The sequence below is a fragment of the Mucilaginibacter sp. AK015 genome (assembly GCF_014200785.1).
Classification (GTDB): Bacteria; Bacteroidota; Bacteroidia; order Sphingobacteriales; family Sphingobacteriaceae; genus Mucilaginibacter.
The window spans coordinates 330,139-343,425 of sequence record NZ_JACHCV010000003.1 but is presented as its reverse complement, the minus strand read 5'-3'; the positions used below and the strand labels follow the sequence as shown (position 1 = coordinate 343,425).

Sequence of the window (13,287 nt, the reverse complement as noted above, 5' to 3'; positions counted from 1 at the left end):
ATTATATGGCTGTAGGCCTGCGTATGATGGCAAGGATAACGGCAATTACAGCAATAACTAAAAGCAGGTGTATAAGGCTGCCTACAGCGGAAAGAAAAAAGCCGATTGCCCAGCAAATTACCAGTATTACAGCTATAATATAAAGTAATGAATTCATAATTAACATTTTTAAGACTTGTTGTAATAATAACAAGTGCGTTAAAAATGTTTTATAATTTTTTGACCCGTTCATAAACCGGCTGGCGACAAGACAATAAAAAGCCCCCTATACTTTTACATACAGGGGGCCTGAGATGAGGATTCAAACTTTTACATTTTTAACCATTTTTTCCGCACTGCAAGTTGCTGTGGTGTAGGGTTTGGCAGTTCGGTAATGCTGTATTTAACGGCGGTGTTACGTTTTAAAGTAACCGGTATTTTATAGCCCTGCCCATCGCGGCTAACAGTTACCACAATTTTATCGCCTACCTTTTTGTCCTTAATTGCAGCGGCAAGGTCGGTAACCGGGGTGTCGTCAATATGAGTTATCTGGTCGCCAACGTTTAAACCGTCAACCCAGCCCGCGCCATCGCGTATTACGGTGCTGATGATATTGCGTTGATTTGTAAATACGCCTAAAGTAGGCTCATTGGTTTCGGCAAGTGCGTCCACCAGTTTATAGCCTGCATATCCAAGGTATTTATTGTAATCAATCGGTGCTAAACCGTTTATATATTTGGCGTAAAAATCATCAAGGTTGCTGCCTGCGAATTTTTCAAATCCGGCTTTAAACTCAGCATCGGTATAACCGCGTTTTTTTGTTTTGTAATAGGTGTTATACATATAACGCATTACATCATTTAAGCTGTATTTGCCGTTGCTGCCGTTGATGATCGCCAGGTCTAACAACATGCCCACTACCGCTCCTTTGTCGTAATAGGATATGCCGGTGTTATACGAGTTTTCGTTAGGGCGATAGCCCTTTATCCAGGCATCAAAGCTTGATTCGGCCAGCGGCTGCACCTTGGTGCCGGGCTGGTTCTCCACCGTATTGATATCACCGGCCATGTCGCCTAAAAAGCCCTCGGCGTTTGTAAGATCGGCATAGCGTAAAGCAAGGTTCTGGTAATAGGCGGTAAATCCTTCGGCTATCCACAGGTTGGTGGTATAATTTTCGTTATCGTAATCAAACGGGCCTAAAGCTATCGGGCGAAGGCGCTTTACATTCCATAAGTGAAAATGCTCGTGCGCAACCAGGCCTAAAAAGCCGCGGTAGCCGCGCTCGTTACCATACTGATCGCGCGAGGCGCCTAATACAGTAGAGCTAAGGTGTTCTAAACCACCGCCGTTACGCTGCTTGTTATGCACTATAAAAGTGTAATGCTTATTTGGGTTTTCGCCATATATAGCTGCCTCCGCGCGGATGATTTTCGCCATATCCACCTTAAGGCGTTCTTTGTCGTAGTTACCGCCGCCATACATGGCCACTTCGTAATGGGTGCCGTCAACGTCAAAATCAAACACATCCTGGGTGCCTATTTCAAGCGGCGAATCGTACAGGATATCATAGTTTGGTGCGGTGCGCGTAAATACACCCCCCTTAACCATCTCTAAACTGGTAGATACCTTGTTCCAGTCTTTATAAGGTTTTATGGTAATGGTAGAGGGCTGGTTCAGCATACCTTTAGGGAACAGGAAGATCCCGGTGGTTGACAGGAAAGCGTGCGATACATCGATAAAGCTGGTGCGTACCGATAGCTCGAAGGCGTAAACTTTGTATTTTACCGTTACCGACGAATGCCCCGCGGTATTTATCCGCCAGGTATTTTTGTTGATCTTGGGAGCCGGCACGGGTTTGCCATTAGCAAAAACGCTTAGCGATTCAATATTTTTGGCAAACTCCCTTACCAGGTACGAGCCGGGCGCCCAAACGGGCATTTTAACCTCGAGCGAGGGCTGTGCAAGGCCTGTAATATTCATTTCTACGTCTACATAATGGGCCTGCGCTTCCGGAAAGCTAACGGTATATGAAATTTTAGCTATTCCAGCTGCGTTGCCGGGTGTAGTACTCATAAAAAACAATATTAAATAAACCAGTGCTGATAGTTGAAATTTTTTCATGTGGCAAGTTATAAAATTTATGTTTTTAATTAAACCGGCAAAAACAGCTGCCGTTGTAAAATGGTTGATACATGCAATCAATTTGATTTTTAAGCCGTTAATATTGCAAACTCGTAAGAGAAAGCAGGCACATAAAGCAATAATTGTGCTGCATCCATGTGTAAACATCTATATTTATATAGCGGCATCAGCCATATAAACACTAACAAGTAATAATTAAGGGATAAACAATACCGTACCAACAAGCTTATATGAAAACAAAATACGTTATATACACATTGCTGGCACTGCTTGTTGCATTTTTAGTTTATAATAAGTTTTTTAGTAAAAAGGCTAAACAAAACAGCGCGGCAACGGCCGGTAAGGGTAAAAAAAAGAACGGCCCTGTAACTGTTAATGTGATGGTGGTAAAAGATACCACTTTAAGCAACCAGATAGATATTACCGGTACTATTGATGCCAACGAAAAGGTTAACCTGATAAGCCAAACGGCGGGCAACATTACCGGAATATACTTTACCGAGGGCGAGCATGTTAACAAGGGCCAGTTACTGGTGAAGGTTTACAACCAGGATCTGCAGGCCTCGTTACAGCAAAACCAGGCGCAGATGGTGCTTGCCCGGGATATCAATAACCGCAACAAAATATTATTAGAAAAAGAGGCGGTAAGCAAAGAGGAGTATGAAACTTCGCTGTCGTCATTAAATTCGATGAAGGCACAGGCTGATGTTATCAGGGCGCAAATTGCCCGTACAGAGATCCGTGCGCCGTTCTCGGGCGTTATTGGTTTAAGGAATGTAAGCCCGGGCGGATACTTGTCGCCTTCAACGCCAATTGCCACCCTGGTAAATATCGACCCGGCTAAGGTCACCTTTTCGGTGCCCGAGCGTTACCTGCCTATCATTGGCAAAGGGAGCAAGGTTACCTTTACGGTTGAAAGCTCAAGGGAAACATTCAACGCTACGGTATATGCCATTGAGCCCGCATTGGATGCCAACTCGCGCACCATTACGGTCAGGGCCAAGGCACCCAACCCTAAAAATATACTTAGGGCAGGCTCTTTCGCCAAGATCAACCTAACGCTCGACCAGATACCCAAAACCATTATGGTGCCTACCGAGTGCGTTATCCCGGATCTGAAGAGCAGCAAGGTATATCTTTATAAAAACGGTATAGCCGTTGCCCAAAATGTGAAAACAGACCTGCGTACCGATACCAAGATCCAGATCATTGAGGGGTTAAAGGCAGGGGATAGTATCGTGGTATCCGGCCTGATACAAATTCGGCCTAAATCTCCATTAAAGATCCTTAAAGTTATCAAGTAACCCATATGAGTTTATCCTCGGTAAGTATAAAAAGGCCCGTATTGGCAACAGTTATGTCTGTTGTGATAGTTGTATTTGGGGTTATTGGCTATAAATTTTTAGGCGTGCGCGATTTTCCTTCGGTAGATCCGCCCATCATATCGGTATCAACCAGCTACTCGGGCGCCAACTCAGATGTTATCGAATCGCAGATCACCGAGCCGCTGGAGAAAGCGATAAATGGTGTGCCTGGTATCCGTAATATATCATCAACAAGTTCGGTAGGGTCAAGTAATATCACCATTGAATTTGAACTGGATGCCGACCTGGAAACCGCCGCCAACGATGTGCGCGATAAAGTGGGACAGGCACAGCGCCAGCTGCCGCAGGATATTAATGCCCCGCCGGTGGTAAATAAGGCCGATGCCAGCGCCGATAACATTATTACGCTTACCGTTAGCAGTACCACCCGTAACATAACCCAGGTAAATGATTATGCCGAGAACGTTTTGCAGGAAGGCTTGCAAACCATCCCGGGGGTAAGCGCCATCAACATACAGGGCCAGCGCCAGTACGCCATGCGTTTATGGATAGACCCTAATAAACTGTCGGCCCTGGGGCTTACCGCTACCGATATAGGCGCCGCTTTATCCCGCGAGAACGTGGAACTGCCGGCAGGTAAAATTGAAGGTAACAATACCGAAATAACCATCCGTGCGCTTGGTAAATTAACCAGCGAAAAAGATTTTAATAACCTGATCATTCGTGCCGATAGTAACCGGGTGATAAGGCTTGATGATGTGGGTTACGCTGTGTTAGGATCTGCCAATGAAGAAACATCGTTAAAAGAGTCGGGCGTGCCTATGGTCGGCCTGGCGGTAGTGCCCCAGCCGGGTGCCAATTACGTGCAAATAGCCAAAGATTTTTATAAGCGGCTGGAGCAGATCAAGAAGGACCTGCCGCCCGATATTTCTGTAAAGGTAGCTTTGGATAATACAAGGTTTATTAACAACTCCATTACCGAGGTAAAGGAAACCCTGCTGATATCGTTCATACTGGTGGTCATTATCATTTACCTGTTCTTCAGGGATTGGCTCATCGCTTTTCGCCCGCTGATAGATATACCGGTATCGCTGATCGGCGCATTCTTTATCATGTACGTATTTGGTTTCTCCATCAATATTTTAACACTGCTGGGTATAGTGCTGGCCACGGGGCTTGTGGTAGATGATGGTATTGTGGTTACCGAAAATATCTACAAAAAGGTAGAGGCCGGCATGGCTATCCGCAAAGCGGCGTTCGAAGGGTCGGCCGAGATATTTTTTGCGGTAGTATCCACCTCGGTTACCCTGGCCGCGGTATTTTTACCCATCATATTTTTACAAGGCTTTACCGGCAGGTTGTTTCGCGAATTTGCCGTAGTGGTAGCCGGGGCGGTGTTAATATCGGCGTTTGTGTCGCTATCGTTAACACCTATGCTCAACGTAAAGCTTATCCGCAAAAGTCAAAAGAAATCGAAGTTTTATGAGATGACCGAGCCCTTTTTTGTGAACATGACCAACGGCTATACCGAAACGCTGGTTAACTTCATGAAGAAAAAGTGGGTGTCGTTTGTGATACTTGGCGGCTCATTGCTGCTTACCGGGGTGTTGTTTAAAATAACCCCGTCAGAGCTGGCCCCGCTTGACGACCGCAGCCTGCTCCGCTATTCGGTAACCGGCTCTGAAGGCGCCACTTACGAGTACATGACCCGCTACATGGATAAAGTTGCCAACCTGGTAGCCGATTCGATACCCGAGGCCAATGTTAACCTCGAGATCGTGTCCCCTTCATGGGGCGGCGGTGGTTCGGCCAACTCGGGTTTTGGCCGTATAGGGCTCGTTCCACCCGATGAGCGTGAGCGCAGCCAGCAGGATATTGCCGACTGGCTGAATAAAAAGCTTAGCCGTATGCCCGATGCACGTGCCATTGTGGTGCAGGAGCAAACCATAAGCGGTGGCGGTAGCGGCGCGCGTACATCGCTGCCGGTACAGTTTGTTATACAAAACCAGGATTTTGAAAAGATACGTAAGGTGCTGCCCGATTTTTTTGCCGAAGTATCAAAAAGCCCCGTCTTCCAGGGTACGGATGTTAATTTGAAATTTACCAAACCCGAATTGAGGGTGATAACCGACCGCGACCGCGCACGAGACCTGGGCGTTTCTGTAGATGACATTGCGCAAACCCTGCAGCTTTATTACAGCGGCGGCCGGTTAGATTATTTCCTGATCAACGGTAAGCAGTACCAGGTAATTGCACAGGTTGACAGGGCTAACCGCGATCAGCCGCTCGATCTTAAATCGGTTTACGTGCGGAGCAGTAAGGGCAACCTGGTACAGCTGGATAACGTAGTTAAGGTAACCGAAAGCGCCAGTCCGCCATCTATATATCACTTTAACAGGTTTAAGTCGGCAACGGTACAGGCAGGCCTTGCGCCGGGGCAAACCGTGGGCGATGGTATTGCCGAAATGAACCGCATATCTAAACAGCTGCTTGACGATACCTTTAGCACCTCGCTTACAGGCCCGTCGCGCGATTTTGCCGAAGGATCGTCGAATATTGCGTTCGCCTTCTTATTTGCGCTATTGCTGATATACCTGGTGCTTGCCGCGCAGTTTGAAAGCTTTGTAGACCCGTTTATTGTGATGCTAACCGTACCGCTGGCCATATCGGGGGCCTTCATATCCCTTTGGCTGTTCGATCAGACATTTAACATATTTAGCCAGATAGGTATTATTACCCTTGTAGGGCTGGTAACAAAAAATGGTATATTGATAGTGGAGTTTGCCAACCAGCGTATGGAGGCAGGCCTTAATAAATACGATGCTGTTGTAGAAGCCGCAACATCGCGTTTAAGGCCCATTTTAATGACAAGCCTTGCCGTGGTATTAGGGTCTGTGCCTATTGCGCTGGCCCTTGGCGCGGGGGCTAAAAGCCGTGTATCGTTAGGTATCGTAATTATTGGCGGTATGTTGTTTTCGCTGGTATTAACATTATATGTTATACCAACCATGTACATGGTATTTGCATCAAAAACACGCCGCGACCCCGACCATGAACCCGAAGATGAAGCCGTTTCAGAAACAAAGCCGCCTTTAATTATTGAAAAACTTTAAGCAAGATGAATATTAAAAAAATAATTTGCTTGATTTTTTGCGCTACTGCCTTTACAGTCATGGTCAAAGCACAGAATGCGCCTTTGCTTACGCTGAAAGATGCTGTTGAAATAGCTTTGCAGAATAATTATAATATCAAGCTGTCGCAAAATAACGCGGCTATAGCCAGCAATAACGTCACTTTAGGCAACGCCGGCTTTTTGCCATTGGTAACCGGCGATGCCACGCTCAACAAAAGCAACCAGAAAATTAAGCAAACCCGCAACGATGGTACCGTAAATAATTTAACTGCCAACAATAGCAACAACAATTACGGGGTTAACCTTAACTGGACGATCTTTGACGGCTTTGCTATGTTTGCCAACTACGACATGCTAAAGGAGCTGGATAAGCTCGGCGCCTTGCGCTTGCAGGATACCATTCAAAATACGGTGGCCAACGTTATAACCACTTTCTACAGCCTGATCAGCCAGAACGAGCAGATAAAGGCATTGCGCGGGGCAATTGATATATCCCGAACGCAGCTGCGCTATTCAAACGATAAGTTTACGGTCGGCAGGGTATCAAAGCTGGATGTTTACAACGCGCAGGTTAACCTGAATACCGATACCGCCAACCTGATAACCCAGCTGCAACAGTTTAAAACAACCAAAATACAGCTTAACCAACTGCTGGTGCGCGATCTGCAAACAGATTTTAGCGTAGGTGACACCATAGTTGTGAACAGCAACCTGGTACTGGGCGATATACTGGCCAAGGCGCAGGCGCAAAATGCCGATATACTGGCTTCACAAATAAATAAGCGCCTGGCCGAGATCAACCTAAGGCAGGTAAAATCGGCCCGCTATCCGGTTATTGGTTTAACATCGGGCTATACGTTCAGCAACAGTAAAACACCGGCGGGCTTTACGCTTAGCCAGAACGCCCACGGCCTGGCCTATGGCTTAACGGCATCTATCAATATCTTCGACGGGCTTAACCAATGGCGCCGCGAGCGTAATGCAAAATTGCAGATAGCTAATGCCGATATCAATACCAAGCAAATAAGGCTTGATGTAGAAGCGCAGATAAGTAATTTTTATGTTGCCTACCTTTCGGGGCTGGATCTGGTAAGAATAGGGCAATCCAGCGTTGAATTAGCCCGTAAAAATCTCGAAATTTCTTTGGAAAAATATAAAATTGGCAACATCACCCAGTTAGAGATCCGCGAAGCGCAAAGAAACTACCTGGATGCGCAATCAAAGTTTTTTTCGGCGCAATACCAGTCTAAAATGGCCGAAGTAACACTGCAACAGATAACTAACAGTATAAATATTCAATAATATATATTTAATTGTATTAAAAGATTATTTTTGAACAATGCCTGTTCACTTTAATACATGCCTGCTCATCGATGACAATTATATTGACAACTTTGTTACGCGCAAGATTTTGGAGAGCGGCAACTTCGCAGATAACATAATTGTAATACAATCGCCGCAGGAGGCTATAAACGCCCTTCGTGATGGTACGGTAAAGCCCGACGCGATTTTCCTGGATATACGCATGCCCATTATGTCGGGCTTTGAATTTTTACAGGAGTACGAGTCGCTTGAGCTTGACAACAAAGAAGTTGTGAAAATATTTATGCTTTCGTCATCGCTCGATCCAACCGACATGAACAACTCAAAAAGCAATAAATACGTGGCCCGTTTTGTTCATAAACCGCTAACCCACCAGGCGCTTGAGGAACTTTATACATGATATTAGTAGCAGATAGCGGATCATCAAAAACAGACTGGCTTTTATCTATCCCCGGCGAACCGAACCTGGCGTTCAAATCGGCCGGACTTAACCCCTATTTTTTAACAGAAAAAGAAATTGCCAGGATACTGCAGGACCAGGTGCCGAGTATGATAGCCATGGCCCCTGATATAAGCGAAATATACTTTTTTGGCGCGGGCTGCTCCAGCCCCGACAGGCACGAGATCGTGTCAAACGCCATCAGCAGCTTGTTTCCGGGCGCGTATGTAAGTGTTGATAGCGACCTGTTGGCATCCGCTTACGCCACCTGCGGTCACGAAAAAGGGATATGCTGCGTATTGGGCACCGGCTCAAACATTTCTTTCTTTGATGGTGAGGATATACACGACGGGCAGCATGGCCTGGGCTACGCCCTTGGTGACGAAGGCTCGGGTACGTGGTTTGGCAAGGCACTGGTAACCGATTACCTGTATGGCAATATGGCCGATGATATACATGCCAAATTTAAAGAAGCGTACCACCTTACCAAAGAGGACGTTATCACAAACGTATACCAGAAACCCCGGGCAAACTCTTACCTCGCATCGTTCTCGAAATTTTTATCGCCCGTCAGGTCCACTGTTTATGCGCAGGACCTGATCAAACGCGGCCTGCAGGAATTTGTTGATACCAACATCAAATCGTACCCGCAGTACGATAAATTTAAGTGCCATTTTGTGGGGTCGATAGCTTATGTATTTGCCGATGAACTAAAAGCCGTTTGCGATCAGAATGGTGTGCATGTAGGCAAGATCATCCGCCAACCGATAGTTGACCTGCTGGAGTTTATTTTGAAAAGGGGATAGGCTTCACTACTCTTTATAATTTACACGATTGTTGTGTCTGCATCTGAGCTGTCCGTAATAAAAGAAGGAGGTAATCGCACAGGCCTTTCTTTATTTTTGAAGCCCTTGTTAATATTGTCATAACAACAGCGGAAACGGCCGGAGTAAATTATAATTCCCTCCCTTGGGAGGGGTGCGGATGGATGTGCGCAGGCAGGCAGGGGTAATCCGCTTGATTAAACCCCTCCCTGCACCCTCCCGTTGGGAGGGAATCGCACTTATCCCTCTTTTTGCCGTTCTGGTTATGCCCTTGTTGGTGTTGTCACCAACAAGCCGCTATTCATCCAACCTTGCAAGTAGCTATCCTAAAAGTTGTTGGTGACAACACCAACAACGGCGGAAACTACGGAGTAAAATTAATTCCCTCCCTTGGGAGGGGTGCGCATGGATGTGCATAGCAGGGAGGGGTTAATCCGCTTGACTAAACCCCTCCCTTTTGTGTGTCCGGAAGACGAAGATTTGGCTAAAGCCCATTTCTGGCTTTCTCATCCGTCCCATACATGGGACGGCAATGACTAAAAGCTGTCGAAAGTAAGCTGTTATTTATCATTGCCGTTGGCTTAAGCCAACGGGCTACAAAGAAAAGTTTATAAGGCTTTAGCCAAAATTTGGAATTGAGCGGTATTTTAATTCTTCCGAGCCCTATGGTGACAAGACTAACAACTGCCAAAGTTACAGTCGTTAATCCCCCTATCATCTGTCGTCTTCACACCCGCAATACCAAACCAAAAAGGCACAACTTTGCTTATATACTAACGGAGGTAATTATGAGAAAGTTAATTTTATCGGCGAGCATTTCGCTGGATGGTTACGTAGAAGGGCCAAATGGCGATATGAGCTGGATGCAGGTTGACAATGACCAGGAATGGGACGACCTGTTTGAAAGCCTGAACAAGGTTGACCTTTTTATATTAGGTTCGGGCATGTGGACCGACTACAGCAGCCATTGGAAAAAGCAGCTTGTTGATCCCGGGGCTCCTGCCAACGAAGTTAAATATGCAAAAATTGCAGATAAAACCCCGCACATTGTTTTTTCGAAAACGCTTAAGGATGCAGGTTGGGACAATACCACTATTAACAACGGCGACTTAGCCGCTGAAGTTGAAAAGCTGAAAGAGCAACCCGGAAAGGATATCATGACCTTTGGCGGCGCTAAATTTGTAGCCTCGTTATTAGATAGCGGCCTGGTTGACGAGTACCGCCTGGCAATTAACCCCGCAATTTTGGCCGGCGGCAAATCGTCATTTAACCTTTTAAAAAAGAGCCAAAAACTACAGTTGGAGAGTGTGAAACAGATAGGCCAGCTGGTGGTGCTTACCTATAAGCAGTTATAACACACTACTATAATTGATAAAGATGGTGACGCTATCTTGTCAGTAGTGAAAAACATAAAGCACTGATAATAAAGCGTTCACATGTGTTCACGGTGTTCACGTGCGTCGAACGTGAACATTTTGTTAGTGTTTAAACCCTTTTTTGATACCAATCAGGAATATACCCAGCACGGCTAATATGCTTGCCGCCTTAGGCAGGTAATCGCCGTACTCAACATAAAACGTAATATCCGAATTGAGGTTGATGTCCTGTTTAAGCGCGGTACGCACCCACCACTTGCTTTGCTGCACAATATCACCGCGCTGGTTAATAAATGCCGAGATGCCGGTGTTAGCAGAGCGGCAAACCCACCGCCGGGTTTCGATGGCGCGCAGTTTGGCATAATCCAGGTGCTGGTCTTTACCCGAGGTATTTTCCCACCAGCCGTCATTGGTGATAACAGCAATAAATTGTGAACCTTGTTTTATCGATTTTGCGATCCACCCGCCCCAGATAGATTCGTAGCAGATAACAGGTGTTACACCTATTCCGCTTTGCGAGTAAAATACCCCGGGCTCGGTTTGCATGCCATAAGCGCCGGTTGCACCGCCCAAATGCTCAAATACAGGTTTCAGGAACGATAGCGTATTGCCAAAAGGTAATGATTCCGCTCCGGGGACCAATCTCGATTTATGATAAAACTGCACTTTAGACGAATTTTCGATATTGATAGCCGTGCTGAATCTATCGTAAAACATCGCGCCATCAGGCATAGGGGCCGCGGTTGAGGTAGCCCTTTTATTATACATTTTATAAGTTTCGCCCCCGGTTAAAACATTACCGTTTTTGTATTTTGAAAGAAAATGCCTTACCTGCATATACGAATTATCGGCGTAAATGCGGTCTTCGTTTATTTCCTGCGGAATGGCGGTTTCGGGCCAGATAAAAAATTCGGTGTTTTGCTGACCGATGGAATCGGACAGATGGGTAAGCGTTGCTATCTGCTCTTGCACCGGTATAGTGCCTTCCTTTTCATACGGGTCGATATTGGGCTGTACTACTACTATGTTAGAGGGGTTAGGCTGCTCCTTGTAGTTGTAATATTTATACAGGGAAAAACTTAAGGGCAGTATCAGTCCCAAAACAAAGGTGATGATAAGCTTTTTTCGGGTTTGTAAGGCTTGCCCCTCGCGCAGGCCTATGTAAAGCAAAAACAGCAGGATATTTATAGTCCACACCCAAACGGTGCCGCCGTAAACGCCGGTATACTCGTACCATTGTATCCATTTATGCGATGTGGCAAAGCCATTGCCCAGCGTCATCCACGGGAAGTTAAGGTCCCAGCTTTGGTGCAGGTATTCGTAACCTATCCAAAAACATACCAGCGCTGCCAACGCTATCGGCCGTGTTGTAATAAGCCGCGCCCTGTAATATAGCCAGCACGCAGTTGCCATTAGCAGCGGGCCCAGCGCGTAAGGTATCAACGTTATGGGTACGGCTACAACAGGGCCTACCACCTTTAACGAATTATAAACCCAGTAAATACAAAGCGTATTCCAGATGAAAAAACCAAGAAAGGTGGTATTGAAGATCTTTTTACCCTTGCCTTTAACGTCAGCCTTAATAATATTTTCCATTGCCATCAGCATAGGCACCAATCCTGCGAAAAGCAAAAAGGTGGTGTATGGCGTAGGCGGCCAGGCCACCCATAGCAGCAAGCCGGAGAATATGGAGAGTAACAGGTTTTTTTTCATTTACTATTTAATAATACGTCATTGCGAGGTACGAAGCAATCTCTTTAGGACATGTACTCGCCCTTGTTGGTTGTCACCAACAAGCCGCTGTGTAATTAAACCATACCGTCAATCAGTCCTAAAAGTTGTTGGTGACAACACCAACAACGGCGGAAGAGATTGCTTCGTCCCTCGCAATCACGTGTTAGAACCCTCCGGTTTGGAGAGGGCAGATGAGGCTTTTAATCTTCCTCCTCCTCTGCATATTTCTTTTTCTTACCCCCGGCAGGTGCGGCACCAGCAATACACATCACAAATTCGCCTTTTAACGGGTGGGTTTCAAAATAGGTTTTCACCTCGGCAACCGTGCCCCGTACAGTTTCTTCAAACATTTTGGTAAGCTCGCGCGATACGGACAGCTGGCGGTCGGCTCCAAAAAAGGTGATCATCTCATCCAGCGTCTTCAATAAACGGTGGGGCGACTCGTAAAGTATAATAGTGCGTTCTTCTGCAGCCAGTAATTTATAGCGGGTTTGGCGCCCTTTTTTCAGCGGCAAAAAACCCTCAAAGCAAAACTTATCTGTAGGGAAGCCTGAGTTTACCAGCGCGGGCACAAAAGCCGTTGCGCCGGGCAGGCACTCTACCGGGATATTAAATTTTAACGCCTCGCGCACCAGGAAAAACCCTGGGTCGGATATGGCAGGTGTACCGGCGTCACTTATCAGCGCGATATTCTGGCCCATCAGCAAAAATTTAATGATCTCGTTACTGCTTTGATGTTCGTTATACTGATGATGAGCGAACACCTTGTTCTGTATGTCGAAATGCTTCAGCATAGGGGCAGAGGTGCGCGTATCCTCGGCCAATATCAGGTCGGCCTCTTTTAAAACGCGGATGGCCCTAAAGGTCATATCTTCCAGGTTGCCAATTGGGGTGGGTACTAAATAAAGTTTACCGGGCATTCAGTTCGCAGTTTTTGGTTCGCAGTTAGCAGCGCCATACGGTTACCATTTACAAAAAAGCTGTAAACTGCCTACGGCAAACTGCAAACTGT

10 protein-coding genes are annotated in these 13,287 nt (G+C 46.3%); 6 read left to right on the top strand and 4 right to left on the bottom strand.

The window, feature by feature from the left end; genetic code table 11:
- Position 1: 1 nt before the first annotated feature.
- Together HDC91_RS13735 and HDC91_RS13730 are read right to left on the bottom strand one after the other, a co-directional pair.
- Complete coding sequence (locus HDC91_RS13735; protein ID WP_162430546.1) at positions 2-157, bottom strand: lmo0937 family membrane protein; 156 nt, start codon at positions 155-157, stop codon at positions 2-4.
- 152 nt (positions 158-309) lie between these two features.
- Complete coding sequence (locus HDC91_RS13730) at positions 310-2,100, bottom strand: M61 family metallopeptidase (RefSeq protein WP_183553123.1); 1,791 nt, start codon at positions 2,098-2,100, stop codon at positions 310-312.
- 251 nt (positions 2,101-2,351) lie between these two features.
- On the opposite strand from HDC91_RS13730, the gene HDC91_RS13725 reads away from it, so the two are divergent.
- The 6 genes from HDC91_RS13725 (at position 2,352) to HDC91_RS13700 (ending at position 10,520) form a co-directional block, all read left to right on the top strand.
- Positions 2,352-3,425 (top strand): efflux RND transporter periplasmic adaptor subunit, encoded by a 1,074-nt coding sequence (locus HDC91_RS13725; protein ID WP_162430548.1) that lies wholly within the window; start codon positions 2,352-2,354, stop codon positions 3,423-3,425.
- Positions 3,426-3,430: 5 nt separating this feature from the next.
- Positions 3,431-6,559 (top strand): efflux RND transporter permease subunit, encoded by a 3,129-nt coding sequence (locus tag HDC91_RS13720; protein ID WP_183553121.1) that lies wholly within the window; start codon positions 3,431-3,433, stop codon positions 6,557-6,559.
- 59 nt (positions 6,560-6,618) lie between these two features.
- Entirely contained in the window at positions 6,619-7,881 is a 1,263-nt protein-coding gene (locus HDC91_RS13715) for a TolC family protein (protein ID WP_255476727.1), read from the top strand.
- A 37-nt stretch (positions 7,882-7,918) separates the two neighbouring features.
- Positions 7,919-8,302, top strand: coding sequence for a response regulator (locus tag HDC91_RS13710; RefSeq protein ID WP_183553117.1), 384 nt, complete (start codon positions 7,919-7,921; stop codon positions 8,300-8,302).
- Positions 8,299-9,147 carry an N-acetylglucosamine kinase gene (locus HDC91_RS13705; RefSeq protein ID WP_183553115.1) on the top strand — a complete coding sequence of 283 codons (849 nt, stop codon included), beginning with the start codon at positions 8,299-8,301 and terminating at the stop codon, positions 9,145-9,147. Before HDC91_RS13710 ends, HDC91_RS13705 begins: the two co-directional genes overlap by 4 nt.
- Positions 9,148-9,953: 806 nt before the next feature.
- Positions 9,954-10,520, top strand: coding sequence for a dihydrofolate reductase family protein (locus HDC91_RS13700; protein WP_183553113.1), 567 nt, complete (start codon positions 9,954-9,956; stop codon positions 10,518-10,520).
- Positions 10,521-10,643: 123 nt separating this feature from the next.
- Here the strand turns inward: HDC91_RS13700 and lnt are convergent, their stop codons facing one another.
- Together lnt and rsmI are read right to left on the bottom strand one after the other, a co-directional pair.
- Positions 10,644-12,254, bottom strand: coding sequence for an apolipoprotein N-acyltransferase (gene lnt, locus HDC91_RS13695; protein WP_183553111.1), 1,611 nt, complete (start codon positions 12,252-12,254; stop codon positions 10,644-10,646).
- Positions 12,255-12,475: 221 nt separating this feature from the next.
- Complete coding sequence (rsmI, locus tag HDC91_RS13690; RefSeq protein ID WP_183553109.1) at positions 12,476-13,195, bottom strand: 16S rRNA (cytidine(1402)-2'-O)-methyltransferase; 720 nt, start codon at positions 13,193-13,195, stop codon at positions 12,476-12,478.
- Positions 13,196-13,287: the final 92 nt, after the last annotated feature.

Coding starts and splice junctions, on each gene's coding strand:
- HDC91_RS13735 (WP_162430546.1), bottom strand. CDS start 157: ATGAATTCATTACTTTATATTATAGCTGTAATACTGGTAATTTGCTGG.
- HDC91_RS13730 (WP_183553123.1), bottom strand. CDS start 2,100: ATGAAAAAATTTCAACTATCAGCACTGGTTTATTTAATATTGTTTTTT.
- HDC91_RS13725 (WP_162430548.1), top strand. CDS start 2,352: ATGAAAACAAAATACGTTATATACACATTGCTGGCACTGCTTGTTGCA.
- HDC91_RS13720 (WP_183553121.1), top strand. CDS start 3,431: ATGAGTTTATCCTCGGTAAGTATAAAAAGGCCCGTATTGGCAACAGTT.
- HDC91_RS13715 (WP_255476727.1), top strand. CDS start 6,619: ATGGTCAAAGCACAGAATGCGCCTTTGCTTACGCTGAAAGATGCTGTT.
- HDC91_RS13710 (WP_183553117.1), top strand. CDS start 7,919: ATGCCTGTTCACTTTAATACATGCCTGCTCATCGATGACAATTATATT.
- HDC91_RS13705 (WP_183553115.1), top strand. CDS start 8,299: ATGATATTAGTAGCAGATAGCGGATCATCAAAAACAGACTGGCTTTTA.
- HDC91_RS13700 (WP_183553113.1), top strand. CDS start 9,954: ATGAGAAAGTTAATTTTATCGGCGAGCATTTCGCTGGATGGTTACGTA.
- lnt (WP_183553111.1), bottom strand. CDS start 12,254: ATGAAAAAAAACCTGTTACTCTCCATATTCTCCGGCTTGCTGCTATGG.
- rsmI (WP_183553109.1), bottom strand. CDS start 13,195: ATGCCCGGTAAACTTTATTTAGTACCCACCCCAATTGGCAACCTGGAA.